Here is a 22,354-nt window from a genome sequence, read left to right as displayed (position 1 = left end):
ATGCTACTCGCAGGCGCCGACGTCGGGTTCGGGCCGAGCTACTCGAGCCACTCCGTGATGAAGCGGTCGCTCGCATGCACGTGGGTCGCCTCGTAGGTGCCGCCGTCGAGAACCTCGAAGCGATGGCTGACGAGCGAGGGGACGACGAGGATCTGCCCTCCGACGCCCACGACCTGCTCCTCCCCGACCGTGAACAGCGCCCGGCCGTGGTGGATCACGAACGTCTCGGCGTACGGATGCCGGTGCAGCCGGGGCCCGCGCCCCGGAGTGGTGATGTACTCGCGCATGATGCTCACGGGCGACCCGAGCAGACGACCCTCGATGTCTTCGTCCCGGCTGACGTCTCTGGGCAGGATGGTCATGATTCCTCCGTTCTCGCCCTCAGGGTACGCCGACCGGATTCAGCGACCGAGCTTCTCGGCGCAGCTCACACAGTGGACGGCGAACGGGCGCACCTCGAGACGGCCGGCGGGGATCGGTCGACCGCAGTTCGCGCAGATGCCGTAGGTGCCGGCAGCCATCCGGGCGATCGCCTCGTCGACCTGTCGGAGTTCGGATGCCGCTGCCTCGGCGAGTCCGGTCAGGCGTGACCATTCGGATGACAGCGTCACCCCCTCGGGGTCGTGTTCGTCGTCGTCGTTCGACCCCTCCCGGTCATGAGTGAGCTGGTCGAGGGTCGCGGCCGTGGCGTCCACGCGCGCGGCCGCCTGCGCGCGCAGGTCTTCCAGGAGGGCGCGCAGGTCGGTGGCCATGCCCTCACACTAGACAGCAGCCCCGACATCACGGAGACGCCGCGGTCACTCCCGGCTGCGGAGGACGGCAGTCATCGCGCGACGCCGCTGCCCGGGGTCACGGGACGTTCACCGGTTCGCGCTTCGCGACCCGAGCGATGCCCATGGACGTAGGCCCCGGCATCCGCCCTCTGACGCCCACGGGCTCTGCGCGTCGCCATCCGGTCGATCACGGCGTCCACGCGGTCGCGGCGCGACGCCAGTACGAGGTCGGTTCCGCTCGCGGCCTCCTCGATGATCCGGCGCCGGCTGTCGTCGATGCGCTCGGCCGCGCCGGCGGCGAACCCACGGATGAATCCGCTGCGCGCCCGCCGGCGGTCTCCCTCCGTGCACCACCGGTAGCTGTCGCGCTGAGCGGCCCACCACGCCCGCATGGCCACCATCGCCTGCACCTCGAGGCTCGCGGTGAGCACGCGAGCCTGCTGCGCGTCGGACGCGTAGCCCACGAAGTACAGGAGCGAACCGGCCGCATGGTCGGCGTGCAGCGGACGCACCGTGTCGAGCGCCAGCGCCACCCGTGTGCCGAGCTCACGCATGTCGCGCGCGTAAACGCCGGTGAAGATGATCCGCTCCTGGACGATCTCCTCGCCGGCCCGTCCTGATCGCGCCCGGCGCTCGTCGAGGCGCGCCTGCTCGATGCCGCATTTCACCATCAGCCGCTCGGCATGCTCGGTGAGCGCCTCGGCCTCTTCGGGCGTCGTGCTCTCCGCCTTCGCCAGCAGCTTGGCGATCAGGTCCAGCTTCGCTTCGGTCATGGAATCCCCTTTGCTCGTGATGCTCTGCATCCTCCGAGGGGGTCTCCCATTCCGACGCCCTTCTCCGGGGTCGGTGGAGAAGGTCGTTCAGCGGTTCGCTGTGCACGACAAGTCGCAGGCTTTCGCGACCCGGCAGCCCGGTCCTAGCCGAAGATCAGCGTCAGCACAGTCGCGCCGCCGCCGCCGAGGATCAGCGCGACGATGACCGTCCAGGCGATGATCCGGATGCGGCGGTTGCGGGGCTCGCCCAGGTCGCCGTAGTCGTCGTCGGGCTTGCTCAGTTCGCTCATGCGTCAGCCGGCTCCGTGACGGTCGGGCCGAAGTACGACGGCAGGGTGGCGTTCGAGCGCTCGCGCAGCTCGGCGACCGAGACCGTGAAGACGTCCTGCACCTCGAGCTGCGGTTCGCTGTCGGTCACGCCGATGCGCAGCACCGGGTAGTTGCGACCCTCGCACAGGCCGCGGAACTTCACGTCGTCCTCGCGCGGCACGGTCACGATGACGCGACCGGTCGACTCCGAGAACAGAGCGGATGCCGCATCCACGCCGTCGCGCTCGATGATCTCGTTCAGCCACACGCGAGCGCCGACGCCGAAGCGCGAGACGCCCTCGGCGAGTGCCTGGCCCAGGCCGCCCTCGGACAGGTCGTGCGCCGAGGAGATCAGCCACTCGTCGCGTGCCGCCGAGAGCAGACCCGCGAGGCGCTTCTCGCCGGCGAGGTCGACCTTGGGGGGAGTCCGCCGAGGTGCTGGTGCACGACGTCGGCCCACGCCGAGCCGGAGAGCTCGGTGGAGGTGGTGCCGAGCAGATAGATGTTCTGGCCGATGTCCTGCCATCCCGAGGGGATGCGTCGCGAGACGTCGTCGATGATGCCGAGCACGCCGACGAGCGGGGTCGGGTGGATCGGCACGTCGCCGGTCTGGTTGTAGAACGAGACGTTGCCGCCGGTGACCGGGGTGCCCAGTTCGTAGCATCCGTCGGCCAGGCCGTCGACCGTCTGCCCGAACTGCCACATGACCTCGGGGTTCTCGGGAGAGCCGAAGTTCAGGCAGTCGGTGATCGCGGTGGGCACAGCACCCGTGACGGCGACGTTGCGGTACGCCTCGGCCAGGGCGAGCTGCGCACCTGCGTAGGGGTCGAGCTGGCAGTAGCGGCCGTTGGCGTCGGTGGAGATCGCGAAGCCGAGGCCGGACTCCTCGTCGACGCGGATCATGCCGGCGTCGTCGGGGAAGCTCAGTGCGGTGTTGCCGAGCACGTAGTAGTCGTACTGGTTCGTGATCCAGCTCGTGTCGGCCAGGTTCGGCGAGGCGACCAGGTCGAGGAACTGATCGCGCAGCACGTCGGGCTCGTTGGAGCGGGGCAGCTTCTCGGCGGCATCCGCCTGCAGGGCGTCGATCCACGTCGGGTACGCGACCGGGCGGTCGTAGACCGGGCCGTCGACCGCGACGGTCGAGGGGTCGACGTCGACGATGCGCTCGCCCTGCCAGTCGATGATGAGGCGTCCGTCGCCGGTGACCTCGCCGAGCACGGAGGTCTCGACCTCCCACTTGTTGACGACGGCCAGGAACGCGTCGAGCTTCTCGGGAGCGACGATCGCCATCATGCGCTCCTGCGACTCCGACATGAGGATCTCCTCAGCCGTCAGCGTGGGATCGCGCAGCAGCACGTTGTCGAGCGAGACCTTCATGCCGCTGTTGCCGTTGGCCGCGAGCTCGCTCGTCGCACAGGAGATGCCGGCGGCACCGAGGTCCTGGATCGCCTCGACGAGCTCGCCGCGGTACAGCTCGAGGCAGCACTCGATGAGCACCTTCTCGGCGAAGGGGTCGCCGACCTGCACGGCCGGGCGCTTGGTCGGGCCGGTCGAGTCGAAGGAATCGGATGCCAGGATGCTGGCGCCGCCGATACCGTCGCCGCCCGTGCGCGCTCCGAAGAGCACGACCTTGTTGCCGACGCCGGTCGCGTTGGCGAGCTTGAGGTCTTCGTGGCGCAGCACGCCCACCGCGAGCGCGTTCACGAGCGGGTTCGCCTGGTAGACGGAGTCGAAGACGGTCTCGCCGCCGATGTTCGGCAGGCCGAGGCAGTTGCCGTAGAAGCTGATGCCGCTGGTCACGCCGTGCACGACGCGGGCGGTGTCGGGGTGGTCGATCGCGCCGAAACGCAGGGCGTCCATGACCGCGACCGGGCGAGCGCCCATCGAGATGATGTCGCGGACGATCCCGCCGACGCCGGTCGCCGCACCCTGGAAGGGCTCGATGAAGCTGGGGTGGTTGTGCGATTCGGCCTTGAAGGTGACGGCCCAGCCCTCGCCGACGTCGATCACGCCCGCGTTCTGGCCCATGCCGACCATGAGGCGTTCCTTCATCTCGTCGGAGACCTTCTGGCCGAAGCGGCGCAGGTAGTTCTTCGACGACTTGTAGGAGCAGTGCTCCGACCACATGACGGAGTACATCGCCAGCTCGCCCGAGGTGGGGCGGCGGCCGAGGATCTCCTTGATGCGCGCGTACTCGTCGTCCTTGAGGCCGAGGGCGCCGTACGGCTGCTCCTTCTCGGGCGTCGCGGTCGCGTTCTCGACGGAGTCGGGGACGTGCTTGTGGACAGGTGCAGGGGCGGTGGTCACGCGCACTCCAAAGGAAGGGGCCGGCGGGGCGCTTCCAGTCTACCGGCGGTCGCGTGAGCGCGGATTCGGGGTGTGTGGCCTTCAGAGCCGGTCTCGCCGGAGATCGTCCAGGATGTCGGTAGTCGACTCGATCTCGGTCACCGGCGGGTACTTGAGGGCTCCGATGCGCGCAGGCGGCGAGATTCGGCTGGCAGCGGTGGCGGCGAGCTCAGCCGGAATGTCTCTGCTCGTATGCAGGAATCGGTGGATGCGGGCGGCATCCGGATCATCGGTGTAGATCAGTACATAGGGGTGGTGTCGCAAGGGGAGGGTTCGGAGGTCAGGGATGCCGATGAGCGCCTCCCATCGTGCGGAACCGATAGACGGATGCCCGACAAGGAGCTTGAGTGCGGCGGCGAGTGCATCGACGATCGCTTCAGCGACCGCATGTTCCCCGGCCAGTAGGTAGTACTCGACCGCGAGATCGATGTCTTCATCCGCTCGTCGGGTGGTGACGACGCGTCTCGTCATCAGGCGTCCGGAGCCGCAGCTCGGATACGGTCGCGAAGGCGCTCGAAGTAGTGCTCGTCGACCTCGGAGCCTTGACCCGATGTCATCCCATCCACGATCATCGCGCGCAGCTGCGAGCGCGATTGCTCATGGCGGATCAGATCGCGAACGAACTCACTGCTGTTGCCGTAACCCCGTTCGGACACCTGCGTCTCAACGAATTCCTTCAGGGCATCGGGAAGGGAGATGTTCATGGTCGCCATCTCCTCACGGTAACGCTATTGGCAAAGTTTGTCATCGGTCCAGACAACCACGATCGCCGTCCCGGCTCTGTTCGATGCGAGGATCCGCCCGGAAACTGGGGACAACTCGTGGGGTAGGCCCGATCAGGAGGAGGAGTCATCCACGGCCGCGGCGAAGCGCCCGGCCAACATCCCCACCGCCTCCCGCAACTCCTCCGGCCCGACGACCTCGAACGGTGCATCGAACCGCGCGACCGAGGCCACCACACCGACCCAGGACCACGAGCCCACCGTGATCCGGCACGACTGCTCGTCGAGCTCCTCGACCGTGCCGTCGCCGAGGAAGGGCGCGACCTCCCGCGCCGGCATCCGGCTGATCACCTCTCCCACGCACGGCCAGCGGTCCTCCGAGACGGAACCCTTCGACCGCGCCGCGAGGTACGTCGCGGCATCCTTCGCCGGCAACTCGCGCGGCGTGAACGTCGGACCGGTCGGGATGCGCGGCTGCATCCGGTCGAGCCGGAACGTCCGCCAGTCATCGACCTCGAGGTCCCACGCGATCAGGTACCACCGCCCCTCGCGGGCGACGACGGCATGCGGCTCGGTCCGGCGGGCCGGCCGATCCGCAGAAGAGCCGTAGTCGAAGCGCAGCATCCGCTTCTCCCGCACCGCAGCGCTCACCGCCTCGAGCACGGCCGGATCGACCCTCGTCGTGCTCTCCGTGCCCGAGAAGCGGATGCCGTCCACGCGGTGCCGCAGCCGCGACGGCATCACCTGCCGGACTGTGGCGAGGGCCCGGCTCGCGGCCTCCTCGATGTCGATGCCGCTCGAAGCGACACTCTGCAGGGCGACCGCGATCGCCACGGCCTGGTCGTCGTCGAACAGGAGAGGTGGCAGCTCCGATCCGGCGGCGAGGCGGTAGCCGCCATCCGGTCCCTTGATCGCGCCGATGCGATAGCCGAGCTCCCGCAGCCGGTCGACGTCGCGCCGCACGGTACGTGGGCTCACCTCGAGGCGCTCGGCGAGCACGTGGCCGGGCCAGTCGCGCGGGGTCTGCAGCAGCGACAGGAGTGCGAGCATGCGCGAGGAGCTTCCGGACATGCCTCCATTGTGCGCCGAGAAGAGGACTGAAGCTGACCTCTTCTGCTGTGATCGTTGGTCCCGACGGCGTCATCGGGCGCCGGGAATCCAGGAGAACGACATGACCCTCACGACCACCACGCACCTCAACTTCCGCGGGACCGCACGCCATGCGCTCGACTTCTACCGGTCGGTCTTCGGCGGCGAGGTCACGCTCTCGACCTACAGCGACTTCGGTATGCCGGCCGGCGTCCCCGGCGCCGACAAGGTCGTGTTCGGACGGATCGAGAGTCCCGCCGGCATCCGCCTGATGGCCTACGACATCCCCGGTCAGGACGACCCGGATGCCGCCGCCACCGCCGGCTCGACCCGCCGCGAGAACGGCACCACGGTCACCGATCGCTCGTTCTTCCAGTCGCTTCAGGCGCAGTCGCTCGACGAGCTCACGCGCTACTGGGACGGCCTCGCCGCTGGCGCCGAGATCGTCGAGCCGCTCGCGGCCTCGGCGTGGTCCGCCGGTTTCGGCATGCTGACTGACCGCTTCGGCGTGACCTGGGTGCTCGACGTGCAGGAATGAGCGCCCGTTCCCGTGGCAGCTGTGGTGGGTGTTTCGGCGATCAACCCGCCACAGCTGCCACGGGAGGGAAGCCGGGGCGCGTCTAGGATGACGGGATGATCGAGGCGACCGGCGACGTACGTGTCCTCGTCGTCGACGATGAACAGGGCATCCGTGATCTGCTCGCGACGGTGCTCGGTGCACAGGGCTGGGCCGTGCGCACGGCGGGCACGGGGCGTGCCGCCATCGATGAGGCCCTCGCCTTCCGGCCGGAACTGGTCGTGCTCGACATCGTGCTTCCCGATCTCGACGGCCTCAGCGTGCTGCAGCGCATCCGCGCTGTCCTTCCGAGTGTGCGGGTGCTGTTCCTCACGGCGAACGACGCGGTCGAAGACCGGATCGCGGGGATCACGGCCGGCGGCGACGACTACGTGACCAAGCCCTTCAGCGTGGAGGAGGTCGTCGCGCGCCTGCGCGGTCTGCTCCGCCGCGTCGACTGGGACACCGTTCCGGAGGACGAGGTGCTCCGCGTCGGTGACCTCGAGCTCGTGCCCGGCGGCCACGCGGTGCGACGCGACGACGTGGACATCCGGCTCACCGCGCGCGAGTTCGAGCTGCTGCAGTACCTGATGGCGAACGCCGAACGGGTGCTGTCGAAGGAGCAGATCCTCGAACGGATCTGGGGCTATGACTACGGGCGCGAGTCGAACATCGTCGAGCTCTACATTTCGTACCTCCGCCGGAAGATCGACGACGGCCGCCCGCCGATGATCCATACCATCCGCCGGGTCGGCTACGTACTCCGCCCGCCTGTCTCCGTGCGGGCGTAGCCGTGATGTCCGATCGCCCGGGGCGTTCGCTCCGCGTCCGCCTCGTCGTCGTCATTGCGGGGCTCATCCTCGTCGCCACGGCGATGGTCGTCACGACCTTGACGTTCATCCTGACCGCCAGCCTCAATCGCCAGCTCGACCGCAGCATCGAGACGGCCTTGAACGCCAGCCTGACGACGATCTACGCCGCGGGCGACGCCTCCGTGAACCTCGCCGAATACAGCGTCGAGAACATCTTCCCGTCATCGGCAGGCAGCTTCCAGGCGATCGTGGTCGACGGAGCCGTGACATCGGCGATGGTGCTCGATCAGGACTACGTCTACCGCCCGCTGAACGACGGCGAGCAGCAGCGACTCCTCGAGGCGCTCGACCGTGACGACGGCGACTACTTCGTGCTGTCGTTCGGCGACGATCGCTACCGTTCGCTCGCGATCACCGTCGAGGAAGGCGACGGCACCACCGCGCTCTTCATCACGGGTGAGCAGGAGAATCCGATCGACTCGACGATCACGGTGTTCCTCCTGTCCGCGGGGGCGGTCACGTTGCTCGTCGCCGCCGGGGCGGTGCTGATCGGATCCCGCATCGTGCGGCGTGCCCTGCTCCCGCTCGATCGCGTCGTGGAGATCTCGGATCAGGTCGCGGGCATGCGGCTCTCGGAGGGTGCGATCGTGCTCGACCGGCGCGTGCTCGGTGCCGACGTCGACGAAGGCACGGAGGCCGGTCGCGTGGGGCTCGCGCTCAACAGACTGCTCGACAACGTCGAGCAGTCGCTCGACGCCCGCCATCGAACAGAAGAGGCGATGCGCCGCTTCGTGGCAGAGGCCAGTCATGAACTCCGCAATCCGCTCGCGTCCATCCGGGGCTATGCCGAGCACTATGCCGCGACATCCGGCGTGCCTGACGACGCCCGCGGCGGCTTCGAACGCGTCGCCGCCGAGTCCGAGCGCCTGGGCGCCCTCGTCGACGAACTGCTGACCCTCGCGAAGCTCGACGCCGGGCGAGTCCTCCGTCGAGACACCATCGACCTCTCTCTGCTCGTGATGGAGACGGTGGCCGATGCGCGCATGGCGATGCCCGATCACGAGTGGCGGATCGTGCTCCCCGACGAACCGGTCCTCGCCGACGCCGACGAGGCCGCGGTCCGCCAGGTCCTCGTCAACCTCTGCGCCAACGCGGGCGCACACACGCCGCCCGGCACCACGGTCACCGTGTCAGCCCGCACCGAAGACCGCAGCGCTGTGATCGACGTCAGCGACACCGGTCCCGGCATCCCGCCGGAGACGCTCCCCATCATCTTCGACCGCTTCAGCCAGGGTGACGCCTCTGTCTCGCTGCGCTCACGGAAGACCGGCTCCATCGGACTCGGGCTCGCGATCGTCGCCGCCATCGCGAAGGCGTCCGACGGGGAGATCACGGCGCGAAGCGCTCCGGGTGAGACGGTCTTCCGGTTCACCGTCCCGGCTCACGACGCTTAAGTTCGGCTTAGCTTGGCCGCCTAGGGTCTGGCGACATGAGCAAGAAGACATGGATCATCAGCGGATCGTGCCTCACCGCGGTCGTCGTCGCCGCCGTGATCATCGCCTTCACGAACCCGTTCGCCGCGCCGCCCGTCGCCAAGGCGGCAACGGTGACGGCCGAGGTCGGCACCGTCACGACAGTCGTCAGCGGCAAGGGGGCGATCGCCGCGGCGGCGACGTCGAACGCGTCCTTCGTGAAGCCCGGGACCATCACGGGCATCGCTGTCACCGTCGGGCAGACCGTCGCGGTCGGTCAGGACCTGGCCACGACCGATCCCGCCGACGCCGACCGTGAGCTGAACAAGGCGCAGAGTGCGCTCTCCGCCGCAGAGAGTGCACTCGAGAACGCTCGCAGCTCCTATTGGACCGCCTCGAAAGCGCTCGACTCCGCCCGCGCTGCATTCGCCGCCGCTCCCGCGGATGCACCGGAACGCGCGACCCTGGGCGATGCCGTTCGCGAGCAGGAGATATCGCTCCCGTCCAGGGACACGGAGGTGGTCGCCGCCGCGAAGACCCGCGATGATGCCGCGGCCGAAGTCGCAGCGGCGCAGGCGGCACGCGACCAGACCGTGCTGAAGGCGCCGATGGCCGGTGTCGTCACGGCGATCAACGGCACGGTCGGCTCTGTCGCCTCGGGCGGCGGTAGCTCCAGCGACTCCGCGGGCTCCGGATCCGAGAAGCCGCCGGCCGGCCTCATCACGATCTCCGACGTCTCCGCGCTGCGCGTGACGGCGTCGATTCCCGAGGCCGACATCGCGAAGGTGGTGCTCCAGCAGACGGCCGTCGTCGCGCTCGCGGCCTCGGGCGATGCACCGATCAGCGGGACGGTGATCTCCGTCGCGCCGACCCCGCAGACGACGACGGAGGGCGTGGTCACCTACGCGGTCACGATTCAGCTCATCGATCCGCCCGCGGGGATCAAACTCGGCCAGACCGGATTCGTGAGCATCGCGACGGCGGAGGCGGCCGATGTGGTCACGCTCCCGAGCGAAGCGGTGAAGCTCACCGCGCCGGGTGAGAGCACCGTGCAGCTCGTGGTGAAGAAGGGGGCGCCGGCGAAGACCGTGAAGGTCAAGACCGGTCTCACCGGCAACGGGCTCGCCGAGATCACCGACGGAGTCTCTGCGGGCGACGTCGTCGAGATCGGTTCGGCGACTCCGAGCGAGGATCCCGGGACGGAGGAGCCCGTCTCATGAGCATCGCCATCGAACTCACCGACGTCCGCCGCAGCTATGGCAGCGGCACCGGTGTCGTGCATGCCCTCGACGGCGTCGACCTCGTCGTGCCCGATGGAGAGTTCCTCGCCATCGTCGGACGCTCCGGCGCCGGCAAGTCGAGCCTCCTGAACATCCTCGGCTGTCTCGACAGGCCGAGCTCCGGTTCGCTCGCCATCGCCGGGCAACGGGTGTCCGAGCTGCCCGAGAGAGAGGTCGCGCGCATCCGGAACATGCAGATCGGGTTCGTCTTCCAGTCTTTCAATCTCATCCCGGCTCTGACGGCCGTCGGCAACGTCGAGCTGCCCATGGCGTATGCCGGCGTCGGCCGGGCGGAGCGGCGCGAGCGCGCCCTCGAGGCGCTCGCCCGCGTGGGGCTGGACGGCCGCGAGCATCACCGGCCCAACCAGCTCTCCGGAGGGCAGCAGCAGCGCGTCGCGGTGGCTCGTTCACTCGTCAACCGCCCCGCGTTCATCCTCGCCGACGAGCCGACCGGCAACCTCGACTCCCGCGCGACCGACGATGTGCTCGGAATCTTCGAGGAGCTCCACCGTGACGGTGCGACCGTCGTCATCATCACGCACGAGGATGATGTCGCGGCCCGCGCCGAGCGTGTGATCGTGATGCGCGACGGGCGCATCGAGAGCAGTCGCAGCAACGAGGAGGCGGCCGCATGAACATCCTCGAAACCGTCGTCGTCGCCTCGCGGGGGATCGCCGGCAACCTCACCCGCTCCATCCTCACCGTGCTCATGGTCGTCATCGGCGTCGGCTCCGTCATCACGCTGGTCGCGGTCGGCAACGGCACGACGAAACAGGTGAACGATCAGATCGCCTCCCTCGGGGCGTCGGCCGTCGACGCCTATCCGGGCTTCGACCCGCAAGGCTTCATGCCGGCACCGCTCACGCAGGAGGATGCCGATGCGGTCGCGAAGAGTCCGCTCGGGCCGGACATCACTCTCGTCGCCCCCATCTCCGCCGCCACCGCCAAGGTCGTCGCCGGTGACAAGTCGAGTTCGGCCTATGCCACGGGGACGACTCCGGACTACTTCACGATCAAGAACTCCCGAGTCGTCGAGGGCCGGGTGTTCTCCCCGTCAGACGTCTTCGGCGGCGAGGCGGTCGCCGTCATCGACGGGACGCTCGCGAAGATCCTGTTCCCCGATCAGCCCTCGGTCGTCGGCAAGACGATCCTCGTCGCGGGCAGTCCGATGAAGGTGATCGGTGTGCTCGCGCCCACGGCGGTCGACAAGAAGTTCGGCACGGGGGGATCCGAAGGCAACCTGTTCGCGCCGATCGATCGTGTGCGCGCGACCATCAGCGGCTTCGGACCGCTCGCGGGCGTCGTCTTCAGTGCGAAGTCGCCGGAGACCGTGGATGCCGCGAAACAGCAGGCCACGGCCATCCTCACGGCACGCGGGTCGACGGAACCGAGCTTCTACTCCTCGGATGAGCTGCGCGAGACACTCGGCGGCGCACAGGAGAGTCTGAACGGCATGCTCGCAAGCGTGGCGGGCATCAGCCTGCTCGTCGGAGGTATCGGCGTCACGAACGTCATGCTGCTCACGGTGCGCGAGCGCACCCGGGAGATCGGCATCCGCAAGGCGCTCGGTGCGCAACCGGGCTCCATCGCGGGACAGTTCGTGCTCGAGGCGACCGTGCTGAGCGTCGTCGGCGGCGGGCTCGGTGTGCTGCTTGCGCTCGTCGTGGCGTTGTTCCCGATCAACGGGGTGCAACCGCTCATCGACGGACCGACGGTGCTGCTGGCCGCAGGGCTCTCGGTCGTCATCGGAGTGTTCTTCGGCACGTATCCGGCGGTGCGCGCGGCGCGGATGAATCCGGTCGAGGCGCTGCGGGTCGGCACCTGAGTCGCGCGTGGCCTGCTGTCGCCTCCGCGGAGGTGGCGGAAGCGTACGGACGCGACGTCAGGCGGCGCTGAGCTCCACGCGCCGGTCGCCGCGCACCAGGTCACGCGCGGCGCGGGCGACCTCGACGGCCGTCGGCCGCTCGCGCGGGTCGAGGCGCGTCATGTGCTCCAGCAGCCGTCGCCAGTCGCCGTCGACGGATGCCGGGATGAACGGCTTCGTGCTCAGGCGCCTGATCGCGGCCGCGCGGCCCGTGCCGAGCGCGGCGTATCCGGCTTCACCCGTCAGGGCTTCGAGCATGACCAGGCCGAGCGCGAAGACGTCGACCGCGGTGCCGGGGTCGGCGTCGCGCAGCTGCTCCGGCGCCATGTAGGTGAGGGTGCCCAGGACATGGCCCGACGATGTCATCCGCGCATCGTCGAGCGCGCAGGCGATGCCGAAGTCGGCGAGCTTCGCGGCCCATTGCCCTCCGCGGCGTGTGCGGCGCGGCGCCAGGAGCACGTTCGACGGCTTCACGTCCCGATGGACGATGCCGGCGGCGTGCACGGCGGCGAGGCCCTCGGCGAGATCGCGGGTCAGGTGGGCGAGCTGCCGGGGCGGGATCGGTCCCGCGGTCATGCGCTCGGCGAGCGTCGGTCCGTCGACGAACTCCATGACCAGGTATTGCGGACGGCGACGCCGCAGCTGCGCGTCGAAAAGCGCGACCAGCGAGGGGTGGCTCAGCGAGGCGAGGAGGGCCTCCTCCGTGCGCGCGTTGTCCGCCGATCGCAGCGCGCCCTCGCCGCGCTGGAGCATCTTGATCGCGACGGTCCGGCCCAGTTGCGTGTCCTCGGCGCGGTAGACGGTGGCGGTGCCGCCCTGTCCGACCCGGTCCTGCAGGACGTAGCGTCCGTCGAGCAGAGCGGACGTCGGAGAGAGAACCTCCAGCGTCATCACGCACTCCTCGTTCGCGGCATCCGGGTCTTGCCGTCCCTGACAGTATCCCGCGCCATCCTGGGCGTAACCTGCCTTGACGCGCCGCCGAATCGGTGGATGAGAGGCCGATCGACGCCGAATGCGACACCGCGGAGGCGTACCATCGCCACCAGGCGCGCACGTCGCGCAGAGGTCGCACACGTACTCGGAGGGAATCCCATGCAGCTGGCGATGATCGGACTCGGACGGATGGGTGCGAACATCGTTCGCAGACTGATGCGGCAGGGGCATGACTGCGTCGTCTACGACGTGAACGCGGAGGCCGTGCAGGCGCTGGTCGCCGAGGGTGCGGTCGGCGCCGACAGCATCCCGGATCTGGTGTCGAAGCTGCAGGTGCCGCGCGCCGTCTGGATGATGGTGCCCGCCTCGCTCACCGGCCAGGTCGCCGACGAGGTGGCCGCGGTGCTCGAACCCGGGGATGCCCTCATCGACGGCGGCAACTCGAACTACCGCGACGACGTCCGCCGCGCGGCCGTGTTCCGGGAGAGCGGCATCGACTACCTCGACGTCGGCACCAGTGGCGGCGTCTTCGGGCTGGAGCGCGGCTACTGCCTGATGGTCGGCGGGCCGGATGCCGCGGTGCAGCGCCTCGAGCCGATCTTCCGCACGATCGCGCCGGGTCCCGGTGAGATCGAGCGCACACCCGGACGCACCGGCGAGTTCGCGCCGGAGGAGCAGGGCTTCCTGCACTGCGGTCCCTCGGGTGCCGGGCACTTCGTCAAGATGGTGCACAACGGCATCGAGTACGGGATCATGGCGGCGCTCGCCGAGGGGCTCAACCTGCTCGAGAATGCGGATGCCGGCATCCGCGAGGCCCAGCACTCGGCCGAGATCGCCCCGCTCGAGGAGCCCGAGTTCTACCAGTTCCCGATCGACACGGCCAAGGTCTCGGAGCTCTGGCGCCGCGGATCCGTGGTCTCGTCATGGCTGCTCGACCTCACCGCAGCGGCGCTGAATCAGAACCCGACGCTCGACGGCCTGGCCGGGCGCGTGTCGGACTCCGGCGAAGGACGCTGGACGGTCAAGGCGGCCGTCGACGTGGGCGTTCCGGTGCCGGTGCTCGCGGCATCCCTCTTCGAGCGCTTCGCGTCGCGCGACGAGGACCGCTTCGCCAACCAGGTGCTGTCGGCCATGCGGCTGCAGTTCGGCGGGCACCAGGAGCTCCCCGCCGGCGACGTGCTGGAGGCCGGCAGTCGTCGGTCGGAGTCCGGCAAGGGCAGCTGAGCGGCACGAGTTCGAGCCGCGTTCGCGTCATGCGCGGAAACGCGGCATGCGTCGGGCGCGGTTCGTCCGTATGTTGGGGCAGATGAGCGAGGACTGTCCGCCCCTCCCGTCGCATCCGTTCGACGCGCGTACGCGCCTGCACCTCGACCGGCCGCACAGCCGCAAGTGGAGTCTGCATCCTGGCCGGATCGGCGCCTGGGTGGCGGAGATGGACTTCGGGATCGCCCCCGAGATCGCCGCGGCGATGCATCGGGCCATCGATGAGGAGAACCTCGGCTACCTGTCGCCGCCGGTGGCTGCGGAGCTCGGCGAGGCGACGTCCGACTGGATGCGTGAGGAGTACGGCTGGAGCGTCGACCCCGAGCGCGTGCATCCGGTCTCCGACGTGATGGCCGTTCTCGGCGTCGCGGTGCAGGAGTATGCGCCTCCCGGATCGGCCGTGATCGTGCCGACGCCGGCCTACATGCCGTTCCTGACATATCTTCCCGCGATCGGGCATCCGGTCATCGAGGTGCCGGGCGTCGAGGTCGACGGGCGGTGGCAGCACGACCTGCAGCGAATCGACGAGGCCTTCGCCGCCGGCGCCCGCACGCTCGTGCTCTGCAACCCGCACAACCCCACGGGGACGATCGCGGATCGCGCCGAACTCGAGGCGATCGCCGAGATCGTGGAGCGGCACGGCGGTCGGGTGTTCGCAGACGAGATCCACGCGCCGCTGCGCTACGACGGTCGGCCGTTCGTCCCCTACGCGTCGGTGTCGGAGGCGGCGGCCGCGCACACGGTGACCGGCACGAGCGCCTCGAAGGCTTGGAACATCCCCGGTCTCAAGGCCGCGCAGCTCATCACCTCGAACGATGCCGACCAAGAGCGGTACCGACGATTCGGCTTCGCGGTCCAGCACGGTGCGGCGACCCTCGGTGTCGTCGCCTCGACGGCCGCGTATCGTCACGGTCGGCCCTGGCTGACGGACGTCATCGAGTACCTCGACGGATCGCGGCGGGTGCTCGGCGACCTCGTCGCGACGCATCTTCCTGGGGCCATGTATCGCGTGCCGGAAGCGACATACATCGGTTGGATCGACACCCGCGCGCTCGCACTCGAGGGGCCGCCGGCGGAGTTCTTCCGCGAACAGGCCGGTGTCGTGCTCACCGAGGGGCGCCTGCTCGGTCGGGGATACGAGGAGTTCGTGCGGGTCGTGTTCGCCACGCCTCGCCCGATCCTCGCCGAGGCCTTCGAATCCATGGGTGAGGCTCTCCGCCGCGTCTCCTGACGTCGGTGCGGCGGCGACGGATTTCTCTGTCAAGGGGCTCTCTCATGTCGGTGCCGCATCGTAGAAAGGAGAGCGAGAGAAAGGACACGGCATGGCCGCAGGTGACATCGAGACTTTTCAGCGCGACGGGATCTGGTTCAACCGCATCGAGGGGGAATCGCGCACGTTGGGCGCGAGCTTCCTGAACGAGGCCGAGGCCGTCAAGGTCGGGCGGGGAGCGGCTGTCGCGCGTCAAGTCGGCCACACCGTGCGCACGGAAGAGGGTCCTTCGCCCGACAGCGGCGTCTATGCCGTCCATCCCCGCGACCTGATCGGCTGAGGGTGCCTCTCGAGACGGATGCCGACGGTCAGCCGGACCGTCGCATGCTCCTGCAGGTATGCGTCAACGGCGCGCGAGATGTGGCGCAGCATCCGTGGTTGAGCACCGATGCGACGGTCGTGGCGGGCGACACGGCGCAGGCGGTGGCCGCGGGAGCCGGTGCGATCCACGTGCATGCGAAGGATGAACGCGGTCGCGACAGCCTGGAGGGTGACGACGTCGCGCAGTGGCTCCGCGCGGTGCGAGCGGCCTGCCCCGGCATCCCCGTCGGCGTGACGACCGGCGCCTGGGCCGAACCCGACGTCGAGCGGCGTCTCGCCGCCCTCGCGGGATGGACGGAGCTCCCGGACTTCGCCTCGGTGAACTGGCACGAGGCCGGAGCCGACGAGGTGGCTGCGCTGCTGCTCGGCCGCGGTGTCGGCATCGAGGCGGGGATCTGGGATTCTTCGGGCCTCGAGGCGTGGCGGCGCTCGCCCGTGCGGGGCGACTGTCTCCGCGTGCTGATCGAGCTTCCTGACGAGGCGGCCGACGTCGTGCGCGGCCATGCCGAGGGACTGATCGCACATGTCGCGGCCGAGGAGCCGGGCATCCCGATCCTGCTCCACGGCGAAGAGGGGTCCGCGTGGGCGGCCTTCGACCTCGCGGTCGAGTTGGGTCTGAATACCCGGATCGGTCTCGAAGACGTACTGACTCTGCCCGACGGGATGCCGGCCTCGACGAACGCCGCCATGGTGCGGGCCGCGGTCGGACGGATGCCGGTGCGCCGGAACCCCGGTCGTTGAGCGAGCGCCAGCGAGACGAAACGCCGCCACCGGGTTCCTCCCTCCCCCGGTCGTTGAGCGAGCGCCAGCGAGACGAAACGCACCCACCCGGGTTCCTCGCTTGTTCACTTCCAGGCCCTAGCCTCATCCTCATGTCCTCGCGCCTCGTCCCCGTGTACGCCGTCGCCGCCGGAGTGCTGATGGCGACCTTCCAGCTCGTGCGTCCGTGGGGCGATGTGTCGGAGGAGCCGACCGCGATGGCTGAGGCGTTCGCGGATCCGCGGTGGGTCGTCGCGCACCTCGCCGGTGCTGCGGCCTTCGTGATGCTGGCGCTGCTCGCGCAGGCTGTGGTGACGTCGGGGCTGCGGGATCTGTCGGTGCGCCGTCGTTCCCCGATCGCACGGATCGCCCGCGACGGCGCGGCGCTCGGGGTCGCGATGGTGCTCCCGTACTACGGATCCGAGACCTTTGCGTTGCACGAGATCGGTCGGGCGGCCCTCGCCGGATCATCGGTCGACGTGGTGGCGTTGAGCGGCAGCATCCGGATGAATCTCGCGGCGGTGATCCTCTTCGGCGTCGGGTTGCTGCTGGTCGCGGCGGCGATGCTCTGCCTCGCGGTCGTGGCGTCGCGTGCCGGAGCGTCGCGCTGGGGCGCCTGGCCACTCGGGGTGCTGTCGGTGCTCGCGCTTCCGCAGTTCGTGCTGCCGCCGGTCGGACGCATGGCGTACGGAGTGGCGTTCCTCGTGGCAGCGGTGCTGTTCGCGGTGTCCTGGTCTCGGCGGCCGACGCGCGGATAGGAGCGCGGCATCGGTGAGAGGGGTCGTGCTAGTTTTTCGGCAGCGTCGCGTGTCGGTGGCAGGCTGTGTCAGACATGGAGGCGTGGGATCCGAAGGAGAACGACGATGAACACGTCGACCCCTTCGCCCTCACGTGACTGAGGGCGAGAAGACCAGGCTCGTGGCCTGGAGTATGGAACTGCGCAGCGTCCACGAGCGGTTGCGCAAAGCTCTGTCGATCACGCAGCAGGCTCTCGCTTCCGGCGAACCACCTGGCGGATCGGCAACTCGCGATCTGCTGCTGTTCTGCCATGGCTTCTGCGCGGCGTTGACAGGGCATCACGAGGGTGAGGACCGGGAGCTGTTCCCGGCGATCGCCGCGGCGCACCCGGAACTGCGGGACACGCTGCGCAAGCTCGAGCAGGATCACTCGATGATCGGGCACCTGATCGGCGGGCTGCAGGCCGCGGTGGACTCGGCCGCATCACCCGACGAGTTGTCGCGACACCTCGAGGGCATCGCGGCGATCATGGAGAGCCACTTCCGTTTCGAGGAGCGGCAGCTGCTGTCGGTACTCGAAACGCTGGAGCTGGATGCTGATCCGGGGAGGGTGCTCGGGCCGCTGTGATGCTCAGCGCGCGGGAATGCGCTGCCAGCCCGGCCAGTGCGGGCGGTCGACGATGCAGAAGCGGTTGCCCTCGGGGTCTTCCAGGATGATGTAGTCGGCGTCGTCCGGTCGTCCGTCCCAGGGCACCTCGCGCGCGCCGAGCTCGACGAGTCGTCGGACCTCAGCGGCCTGATCCTCGGCGTAGACGTCGAGACGGATACGCGGGGGCAGCACGCGTTCGGAGTGATGAGCCTTGAGCGCGATGCACGGGGCGTCCGCGTAGCGCGGCTTGAGCACGGCCCAATCGTCCTCGGGCGCATCGCGCTCGATGTAGTCGAGGGCGGCCTTCCAGAACTCGAGCTGAGCGGGCAGGTCGTTCGCGCGGATGACGATCGAGACGATGGCGAGCATGAGGCGAGCGTAGGCGCAGTTCGAGAGATCGCGAAGGGGGCTTGCGTCGAGGTGCCTGCTGCCGGTCTCCGCCGAGCGCGCGCCTTTCGTTTCGTTCGACTCTTGCGTTTTATCCGTTTTGAGCGCACGCTGGGAGCGGGAGGAATCATGAGTACTGTCGTCCGCTCGCGTCGTTCCGTCGATCCGGTGAGTCCATCGGATTCGGAGGGCATCGCGGGCCTTGCTCGGTTCATCGAACGAGAAGCCGATGAGAAGGTGAAGCCGAGGCTCGTCGGCCCTGACGGGGAATCCATCGAACTCCCTGACGAGGTCTACGAGATCCTGGTGCGGGTCACGGCGGCGATGAGAGCGGGCAACGCGGTGAGCGTCGTGCCCTATTCGATGCGTGTGAGCACTCAGGAAGCCGCAGAGATGCTCGGTGTCAGCAGGCCGACATTCGTGCGGATGCTGGAGCGGGACGAGATCCCGTACGAGCAGCCCGGCCGGCACCGTCGGATCAAGCTCGCCGACGTCATCGCGTTCCGCGATCGCTCCCATGTGCGGGCCATCGAGCGTCTCGACGCCTTGGTGGCGGAGGGGTCAGCCGATGGCCTCTACGACGTTTCGCAGGAGGAATACGTCAAGGCTCTGCGTGCAGCGAAGAAGCGTTCTCGGAGCGCGTGACCTCGTATGGCGATCTTCGCGGCTGTCCTCGACGCCTGCGTGATGGTCCCGGTGTCGTTGTGCGACACTCTTCTCCGGCTCGCCGAGGAACAGCTCTACCGGCCGATCTGGTCGACCCGCATTCTCGCCGAGACGAGCGATGCGATCTCGAGCGTTCATCCCGACCTCGACGCGAGCAAGATCGAACGGCGCATCGCGTACATGAGTGAGGCGTTCCCGGGCGCATGCGTCGGCGACTTCGCTGAGATCGAGCACGGATTGGAGCTCCCCGATCCTGACGACCGGCACGTCGTGGCCGCTGCTCTCCGGGCTCACGCGGATGCGATCGTCACCGCCAATCTTCGAGACTTCCCGGACCGGACGATGAGACGTCTCGATCTGGAGGTGATCTCTCCCGACGACTTCCTGTTGAGCCAGTTGGACATGCGCGGTGCGATCGTCCTGCACGCGCTCGAGACGCAAGCGGACGCCACTCGGAACCCGCGCCGGAGCGTAGATGACGTTCTGACGTCGCTTCATCGCGCCGGCGTCCCGGGTTTCGTGGAAGAGGTCCGGCGCCGCATCTGATCAGCGGGCGCCGGATCTGCCTCTTACTGCACCGACCATCCCCCGTCACTGGCGAGGATCGCGCCGTTGATGTTGACCGCGTCATCCGACAGCAGGAACGTGATCGATGCCGCGAGGTGCTCGGCCGTGGCGACGGTCGGGATCGCCTGCTGGAACGGAGCCAGACGGCCGGAGCCGTACTCCGACATGTTCGGGGGCATCGGGATGCCGGTGGCCACGCCGCCCGGAGCGACGGAGTTCACGCGGATGCCCTTCGGCCCATACATGAACGCCGCAGACTTCGTGACCCCGATGATGCCGTGCTTGCTGGCCGTGTAGGCGTTGCCGGAGGAGTTGCCGCGCAGGCCGGCCTCGCTCGAGACGTTGAGGATCGCGCCGCGTCCCGCGGCCTCCATGACGGGCAGCACCGCGCGCATGAGCTTGAACGGCGCGGTGAGGTTGATCGCGATGACGCGGTCCCACACGGCATCCGTCGTCTCGCCCGCGGGGGAGAAGTCGTCGTTGATGCCGGCGACGTTGGCGAGGCCGTCGATGCGGTCGCCCGCGGCGGCGAGGACGGCGTCGATCGCGTCCTGCTTCGTGAGGTCGCCGGGAACCGTGACGATGTCGGCATCCGCGAGCTCGGCCTTCAGCGCGTCGAGCTTGTCGGCGGCGATGTCGCTGGCGATCACACGTCCGCCTTCGCGGGCGATGCGCGACGCGGTGGCCTTCCCGATGCCGGATGCTGCGCCGGTGACGATCACGGTCTTGCCGGCGAAGCGTCCGGAGGTGGGCTTCTCGGTCCAGCCCGCGGACTCGTCGTCGGCGGGGATCTCGCCGCCGTTGGCCGCGCGCACGAGGTCGTCGACGATCGACTGGGGCATGGCGCCCTGGCTCATCGCGACGAGCTGCTGCAGCGGCAGGCCGAGCACGGGAGTCAGCAGGGAGGGGTCGGCGCCCGTCTTCTCGAACAGTTCGCGGATGAGCGGTCCGCCGGTCGGGTCGTTCATCCAGTCGCCGATGGTGGAGTGTGCGGTGAGGGCCATGCTCGTTCTCCTTGTTCGAGTTTCGCAACGGTGCGTCTACTTATGTTTCAGTGTACGCCTGAGTACGCTCGGATGGTGCCTCGTCCCCGCAGTGAGAAAGCCCGCCAGTCGGTGCTCGACGCGATGCGCGCTGCGCTGACCGGCGACGGGTACGAGGCCGTGACGATCGAGGGACTGGCGGATGCCGCAGGCGTCTCGAAGCAGACCATCTACCGGTGGTGGCCGTCGAAGGCCGCGATCCTCGGCGAAGCGCTGCTCGAGGGCGGGCTGCCCGGGGCGGATGTCGCGGTGCCGTTCACGACCGATCTCGCCGCCGATCTGCGGGCCTGGTTCTCCGAGATGAGCGCGTCGCTGGCGGATGCCGACGGCGTCGCGATCGCGCGAGCGCTGATCGTGATCACGGCATCCGATCCCGAGCTCGGGCTCGCGCTGAACGAGAAGCTGGCCGCGCCGATCCGCGAGTGGGTGTCCGGCCGGATGGCGCTGGCCGCCGACGCCGGCGACGTGAGAGCGGATGCCGATGCCGCCGCGATCGCGGATCAGTTCGTCGCGATGGCGAGCTACGCCGCACTGCTCGGGCGTCCGTTGGACGAGGCGCGGGTCGAGGCGACTGTGGCGGTGCTGCTGCGGGGGATCGCGGCTTCCGGTCGTTGACTACACTCCCGGTCGTTGAGCGACGAGCGCAGCGAGGAGACGAAACGTCTGCGCCGCTCCGACGCTAGGCTCTGCCCATGACTGAGTCTGCAGACGAGCCGACGCCGTCGCTGATCCGGCAGCGCATGACTCTGCAGCGCGCCAACTCCTGGGCGACGTACCAGATCGTCATCTCGACCGTCCTCGCCGCGGGCTGGGTGGTGTTCCTCATCATCGACGGCCCCGACTTCGTCCGTGCTGCCCTTGTGATCGTGCTGCTGATCGGCGCAACGATGGGCGTGGTTCAGCGTCGCCGAGCTCAACGAGATCTTCGCGCGTTCGAGGACCGCTATGGCGCGGATGCGGGAGTGCAGAAGCGAATCGGTTGACCTGCGGCGACCGCGAAACGCCTTTCCAGCCGCGCTAGAAGTTGCCCTCGGCGACCTGGAAGCACACCAGTCCGCGAGACCGCCACATCTTCACCACGCTGCGGCGATCGTCGACGACGCCGATGACGGTGAAGCGAGGCGCGATGCGGGAGTCGTAGATCTCGGCCTTGACGATGTGGTCGGGGCGCGTGTCTCCGGTGCGGCGGAGAAGAAGCCGATCGAAAGGGACGTCGTTGAATGTCAGCCAGGCTTCGGTCGCACGCCGCGCTGTCTCGTCGCGGCCCGAGACGACGATGAGTTCGTCGACGTCGGGGTGTGCGGCGAAGGCCTGGGCTGCGAGCACGACCGGATGATTCGGCGTGTCGATCGAGACCTTGCGCATGTCGTACGGCGAGCGGTCGCCGATGAGCGCAAGAGTGCCGTCGACGTCGAAGATCCAGGCGCGCGGACGATCATGAGGCATGGTGCGAGGGTAGTGGGTTGTCGTAATTCGTGGCGCGTGCTGTCAGTGCGTCCCGGACCTGTTGATCGTGAACTCCACGGTGCCGCTGACGGTCTGCACAGGGAACACGTCTTCGTATGCGGGGATGCGGACGAGGATCACGCCGATGCCGGTCGTGCCGGCGGTCGGCAGATCGACCTCGAGGAAGTGAGGACGATCGCCGGCCGGGACCGGCTGTCCGGACGCGTTGGTGGCATGGACCGGGCAGGTGCCGGGGATGAGGTCGTGGTGGCTGCCGTCGTCGACGATGACGGTGGTCCCTCTTGGGATCGTCACGG

The 22,354-nt window shown here is 68.8% G+C and carries 28 protein-coding genes and 1 pseudogene; 16 read left to right on the top strand and 13 right to left on the bottom strand.

Annotated features, from left to right (window positions below; all coding sequences use genetic code 11):
- Positions 1-38: 38 nt before the first annotated feature.
- The 8 genes and pseudogenes from ABS642_RS13590 to ABS642_RS13555 form a co-directional block, all read right to left on the bottom strand.
- Entirely contained in the window at positions 39-362 is a 324-nt protein-coding gene (locus ABS642_RS13590; RefSeq protein WP_350350505.1) for a cupin domain-containing protein, read from the bottom strand.
- A gap of 39 nt (positions 363-401) precedes the next feature.
- Positions 402-752, bottom strand: a complete 351-nt coding sequence (locus ABS642_RS13585) for a TraR/DksA C4-type zinc finger protein (protein ID WP_350350504.1) — start codon at positions 750-752, stop codon at positions 402-404.
- Positions 753-823: 71 nt separating this feature from the next.
- A complete protein-coding gene (locus ABS642_RS13580) occupies positions 824-1,546 on the bottom strand; it encodes a DUF2786 domain-containing protein (RefSeq protein WP_350350503.1) in 723 nt (240 codons plus the stop codon).
- A gap of 143 nt (positions 1,547-1,689) precedes the next feature.
- Entirely contained in the window at positions 1,690-1,836 is a 147-nt protein-coding gene (locus ABS642_RS13575; RefSeq protein ID WP_165808094.1) for a hypothetical protein, read from the bottom strand.
- Positions 1,833-4,162: pseudogene (purL, locus tag ABS642_RS13570) on the bottom strand (phosphoribosylformylglycinamidine synthase subunit PurL). Before purL ends, ABS642_RS13575 begins: the two are co-directional and overlap by 4 nt.
- Positions 4,163-4,243: 81 nt before the next feature.
- Complete coding sequence (locus tag ABS642_RS13565) at positions 4,244-4,672, bottom strand: type II toxin-antitoxin system RelE/ParE family toxin (RefSeq protein ID WP_350350502.1); 429 nt, start codon at positions 4,670-4,672, stop codon at positions 4,244-4,246.
- A complete protein-coding gene (locus ABS642_RS13560) occupies positions 4,672-4,914 on the bottom strand; it encodes a type II toxin-antitoxin system ParD family antitoxin (protein ID WP_350350501.1) in 243 nt (80 codons plus the stop codon). Before ABS642_RS13560 ends, ABS642_RS13565 begins: the two co-directional genes overlap by 1 nt.
- Before the next feature lie 123 nt (positions 4,915-5,037).
- Positions 5,038-5,994 carry a YafY family protein gene (locus tag ABS642_RS13555; protein ID WP_350350500.1) on the bottom strand — a complete coding sequence of 319 codons (957 nt, stop codon included), beginning with the start codon at positions 5,992-5,994 and terminating at the stop codon, positions 5,038-5,040.
- A 100-nt stretch (positions 5,995-6,094) separates the two neighbouring features.
- Here ABS642_RS13555 and ABS642_RS13550 point away from each other — a divergent pair, with 100 nt between their 5' ends.
- The 6 genes from ABS642_RS13550 (at position 6,095) to ABS642_RS13525 (ending at position 11,957) form a co-directional block, all read left to right on the top strand.
- Complete coding sequence (locus tag ABS642_RS13550) at positions 6,095-6,550, top strand: VOC family protein (RefSeq protein ID WP_350350499.1); 456 nt, start codon at positions 6,095-6,097, stop codon at positions 6,548-6,550.
- Between the two features lie 95 nt (positions 6,551-6,645).
- Complete coding sequence (locus ABS642_RS13545) at positions 6,646-7,359, top strand: response regulator transcription factor (protein WP_350350498.1); 714 nt, start codon at positions 6,646-6,648, stop codon at positions 7,357-7,359.
- Between the two features lie 5 nt (positions 7,360-7,364).
- The gene (locus ABS642_RS13540; protein WP_350350497.1) at positions 7,365-8,834 is read left to right on the top strand and encodes a HAMP domain-containing sensor histidine kinase; all 1,470 of its coding nucleotides are present in this window, start codon (positions 7,365-7,367) and stop codon (positions 8,832-8,834) included.
- A gap of 35 nt (positions 8,835-8,869) precedes the next feature.
- Positions 8,870-10,072 carry an HlyD family efflux transporter periplasmic adaptor subunit gene (locus ABS642_RS13535; RefSeq protein WP_350350496.1) on the top strand — a complete coding sequence of 401 codons (1,203 nt, stop codon included), beginning with the start codon at positions 8,870-8,872 and terminating at the stop codon, positions 10,070-10,072.
- Positions 10,069-10,767, top strand: a complete 699-nt coding sequence (locus ABS642_RS13530) for an ABC transporter ATP-binding protein (protein WP_350350495.1) — start codon at positions 10,069-10,071, stop codon at positions 10,765-10,767. Before ABS642_RS13535 ends, ABS642_RS13530 begins: the two co-directional genes overlap by 4 nt.
- A complete protein-coding gene (locus tag ABS642_RS13525; RefSeq protein WP_350350494.1) occupies positions 10,764-11,957 on the top strand; it encodes an ABC transporter permease in 1,194 nt (397 codons plus the stop codon). The genes ABS642_RS13530 and ABS642_RS13525 overlap by 4 nt, the downstream gene beginning before the upstream one ends.
- A gap of 57 nt (positions 11,958-12,014) precedes the next feature.
- Here ABS642_RS13525 and ABS642_RS13520 read toward each other — a convergent pair whose 3' ends face one another.
- Positions 12,015-12,887: a serine/threonine-protein kinase gene (locus ABS642_RS13520; protein WP_350350493.1), complete on the bottom strand. Its 873-nt coding sequence runs from the start codon at positions 12,885-12,887 to the stop codon at positions 12,015-12,017.
- Positions 12,888-13,088: 201 nt separating this feature from the next.
- Between ABS642_RS13520 and gnd the strand changes: the two genes are divergently transcribed.
- From gnd to ABS642_RS13490, 6 genes are all read left to right on the top strand, one after another.
- On the top strand, positions 13,089-14,153 hold the full coding sequence (gnd, locus tag ABS642_RS13515; protein ID WP_350350492.1) for a phosphogluconate dehydrogenase (NAD(+)-dependent, decarboxylating): 1,065 nt from the start codon (positions 13,089-13,091) through the stop codon (positions 14,151-14,153).
- Positions 14,154-14,235: 82 nt separating this feature from the next.
- Complete coding sequence (locus ABS642_RS13510; protein WP_350350491.1) at positions 14,236-15,423, top strand: aminotransferase class I/II-fold pyridoxal phosphate-dependent enzyme; 1,188 nt, start codon at positions 14,236-14,238, stop codon at positions 15,421-15,423.
- Positions 15,424-15,514: 91 nt separating this feature from the next.
- Positions 15,515-15,742, top strand: a complete 228-nt coding sequence (locus ABS642_RS13505; RefSeq protein WP_350350490.1) for a hypothetical protein — start codon at positions 15,515-15,517, stop codon at positions 15,740-15,742.
- Between the two features lie 2 nt (positions 15,743-15,744).
- Positions 15,745-16,524, top strand: coding sequence for a 3-keto-5-aminohexanoate cleavage protein (locus ABS642_RS13500; RefSeq protein WP_350350489.1), 780 nt, complete (start codon positions 15,745-15,747; stop codon positions 16,522-16,524).
- Between the two features lie 131 nt (positions 16,525-16,655).
- Positions 16,656-17,300 (top strand): hypothetical protein, encoded by a 645-nt coding sequence (locus tag ABS642_RS13495; protein WP_350350488.1) that lies wholly within the window; start codon positions 16,656-16,658, stop codon positions 17,298-17,300.
- A gap of 172 nt (positions 17,301-17,472) precedes the next feature.
- Entirely contained in the window at positions 17,473-17,907 is a 435-nt protein-coding gene (locus ABS642_RS13490; protein ID WP_350350487.1) for a hemerythrin domain-containing protein, read from the top strand.
- Between the two features lie 3 nt (positions 17,908-17,910).
- Here the strand turns inward: ABS642_RS13490 and ABS642_RS13485 are convergent, their stop codons facing one another.
- A complete protein-coding gene (locus ABS642_RS13485; RefSeq protein ID WP_350350486.1) occupies positions 17,911-18,297 on the bottom strand; it encodes a VOC family protein in 387 nt (128 codons plus the stop codon).
- Positions 18,298-18,348: 51 nt separating this feature from the next.
- Between ABS642_RS13485 and ABS642_RS13480 the strand changes: the two genes are divergently transcribed.
- Both ABS642_RS13480 and ABS642_RS13475 read left to right on the top strand, forming a co-directional pair.
- On the top strand, positions 18,349-18,960 hold the full coding sequence (locus ABS642_RS13480) for a helix-turn-helix domain-containing protein (RefSeq protein WP_350350485.1): 612 nt from the start codon (positions 18,349-18,351) through the stop codon (positions 18,958-18,960).
- Positions 18,961-18,966: 6 nt separating this feature from the next.
- Entirely contained in the window at positions 18,967-19,527 is a 561-nt protein-coding gene (locus tag ABS642_RS13475) for a PIN domain-containing protein (protein WP_350350484.1), read from the top strand.
- 23 nt (positions 19,528-19,550) lie between these two features.
- Here the strand turns inward: ABS642_RS13475 and ABS642_RS13470 are convergent, their stop codons facing one another.
- Positions 19,551-20,552 carry an SDR family NAD(P)-dependent oxidoreductase gene (locus ABS642_RS13470; RefSeq protein ID WP_350350483.1) on the bottom strand — a complete coding sequence of 334 codons (1,002 nt, stop codon included), beginning with the start codon at positions 20,550-20,552 and terminating at the stop codon, positions 19,551-19,553.
- Between the two features lie 75 nt (positions 20,553-20,627).
- Here ABS642_RS13470 and ABS642_RS13465 point away from each other — a divergent pair, with 75 nt between their 5' ends.
- Positions 20,628-21,206 carry a TetR/AcrR family transcriptional regulator gene (locus ABS642_RS13465; RefSeq protein ID WP_350350482.1) on the top strand — a complete coding sequence of 193 codons (579 nt, stop codon included), beginning with the start codon at positions 20,628-20,630 and terminating at the stop codon, positions 21,204-21,206.
- Between the two features lie 77 nt (positions 21,207-21,283).
- Positions 21,284-21,574, top strand: coding sequence for a hypothetical protein (locus tag ABS642_RS13460; protein ID WP_350350481.1), 291 nt, complete (start codon positions 21,284-21,286; stop codon positions 21,572-21,574).
- Between the two features lie 34 nt (positions 21,575-21,608).
- Here ABS642_RS13460 and ABS642_RS13455 read toward each other — a convergent pair whose 3' ends face one another.
- On the bottom strand, positions 21,609-22,037 hold the full coding sequence (locus tag ABS642_RS13455; protein WP_282215091.1) for a polynucleotide kinase: 429 nt from the start codon (positions 22,035-22,037) through the stop codon (positions 21,609-21,611).
- A 42-nt stretch (positions 22,038-22,079) separates the two neighbouring features.
- Entirely contained in the window at positions 22,080-22,352 is a 273-nt protein-coding gene (locus tag ABS642_RS13450) for a hypothetical protein (RefSeq protein WP_350350480.1), read from the bottom strand.
- Between the last annotated feature and the right edge of the window lie 2 nt (positions 22,353-22,354).

Source organism: Microbacterium sp. A8/3-1 (genome assembly GCF_040267695.1).
Lineage (GTDB): Bacteria > Actinomycetota > Actinomycetes > Actinomycetales > Microbacteriaceae > Microbacterium > Microbacterium luteolum.
The sequence above is the reverse complement of the archived record's forward strand: the minus strand, read 5'-3'. Positions and strand labels throughout refer to the sequence as shown.

Excerpts from the sequence above, each read along its gene's own strand:
- ABS642_RS13590 (WP_350350505.1), bottom strand. The coding sequence starts at position 362 with ATGACCATCCTGCCCAGAGACGTCAGCCGGGACGAAGACATCGAGGGT.
- ABS642_RS13585 (WP_350350504.1), bottom strand. The coding sequence starts at position 752 with ATGGCCACCGACCTGCGCGCCCTCCTGGAAGACCTGCGCGCGCAGGCG.
- ABS642_RS13580 (WP_350350503.1), bottom strand. The coding sequence starts at position 1,546 with ATGACCGAAGCGAAGCTGGACCTGATCGCCAAGCTGCTGGCGAAGGCG.
- ABS642_RS13575 (WP_165808094.1), bottom strand. The coding sequence starts at position 1,836 with ATGAGCGAACTGAGCAAGCCCGACGACGACTACGGCGACCTGGGCGAG.
- ABS642_RS13565 (WP_350350502.1), bottom strand. The coding sequence starts at position 4,672 with ATGACGAGACGCGTCGTCACCACCCGACGAGCGGATGAAGACATCGAT.
- ABS642_RS13560 (WP_350350501.1), bottom strand. The coding sequence starts at position 4,914 with ATGGCGACCATGAACATCTCCCTTCCCGATGCCCTGAAGGAATTCGTT.
- ABS642_RS13555 (WP_350350500.1), bottom strand. The coding sequence starts at position 5,994 with ATGTCCGGAAGCTCCTCGCGCATGCTCGCACTCCTGTCGCTGCTGCAG.
- ABS642_RS13550 (WP_350350499.1), top strand. The coding sequence starts at position 6,095 with ATGACCCTCACGACCACCACGCACCTCAACTTCCGCGGGACCGCACGC.
- ABS642_RS13545 (WP_350350498.1), top strand. The coding sequence starts at position 6,646 with ATGATCGAGGCGACCGGCGACGTACGTGTCCTCGTCGTCGACGATGAA.
- ABS642_RS13540 (WP_350350497.1), top strand. The coding sequence starts at position 7,365 with ATGTCCGATCGCCCGGGGCGTTCGCTCCGCGTCCGCCTCGTCGTCGTC.
- ABS642_RS13535 (WP_350350496.1), top strand. The coding sequence starts at position 8,870 with ATGAGCAAGAAGACATGGATCATCAGCGGATCGTGCCTCACCGCGGTC.
- ABS642_RS13530 (WP_350350495.1), top strand. The coding sequence starts at position 10,069 with ATGAGCATCGCCATCGAACTCACCGACGTCCGCCGCAGCTATGGCAGC.
- ABS642_RS13525 (WP_350350494.1), top strand. The coding sequence starts at position 10,764 with ATGAACATCCTCGAAACCGTCGTCGTCGCCTCGCGGGGGATCGCCGGC.
- ABS642_RS13520 (WP_350350493.1), bottom strand. The coding sequence starts at position 12,887 with ATGACGCTGGAGGTTCTCTCTCCGACGTCCGCTCTGCTCGACGGACGC.
- gnd (WP_350350492.1), top strand. The coding sequence starts at position 13,089 with ATGCAGCTGGCGATGATCGGACTCGGACGGATGGGTGCGAACATCGTT.
- ABS642_RS13510 (WP_350350491.1), top strand. The coding sequence starts at position 14,236 with ATGAGCGAGGACTGTCCGCCCCTCCCGTCGCATCCGTTCGACGCGCGT.
- ABS642_RS13505 (WP_350350490.1), top strand. The coding sequence starts at position 15,515 with ATGGCCGCAGGTGACATCGAGACTTTTCAGCGCGACGGGATCTGGTTC.
- ABS642_RS13495 (WP_350350488.1), top strand. The coding sequence starts at position 16,656 with ATGTCCTCGCGCCTCGTCCCCGTGTACGCCGTCGCCGCCGGAGTGCTG.
- ABS642_RS13490 (WP_350350487.1), top strand. The coding sequence starts at position 17,473 with ATGGAACTGCGCAGCGTCCACGAGCGGTTGCGCAAAGCTCTGTCGATC.
- ABS642_RS13485 (WP_350350486.1), bottom strand. The coding sequence starts at position 18,297 with ATGCTCGCCATCGTCTCGATCGTCATCCGCGCGAACGACCTGCCCGCT.
- ABS642_RS13475 (WP_350350484.1), top strand. The coding sequence starts at position 18,967 with ATGGCGATCTTCGCGGCTGTCCTCGACGCCTGCGTGATGGTCCCGGTG.
- ABS642_RS13470 (WP_350350483.1), bottom strand. The coding sequence starts at position 20,552 with ATGGCCCTCACCGCACACTCCACCATCGGCGACTGGATGAACGACCCG.
- ABS642_RS13460 (WP_350350481.1), top strand. The coding sequence starts at position 21,284 with ATGACTGAGTCTGCAGACGAGCCGACGCCGTCGCTGATCCGGCAGCGC.
- ABS642_RS13455 (WP_282215091.1), bottom strand. The coding sequence starts at position 22,037 with ATGCCTCATGATCGTCCGCGCGCCTGGATCTTCGACGTCGACGGCACT.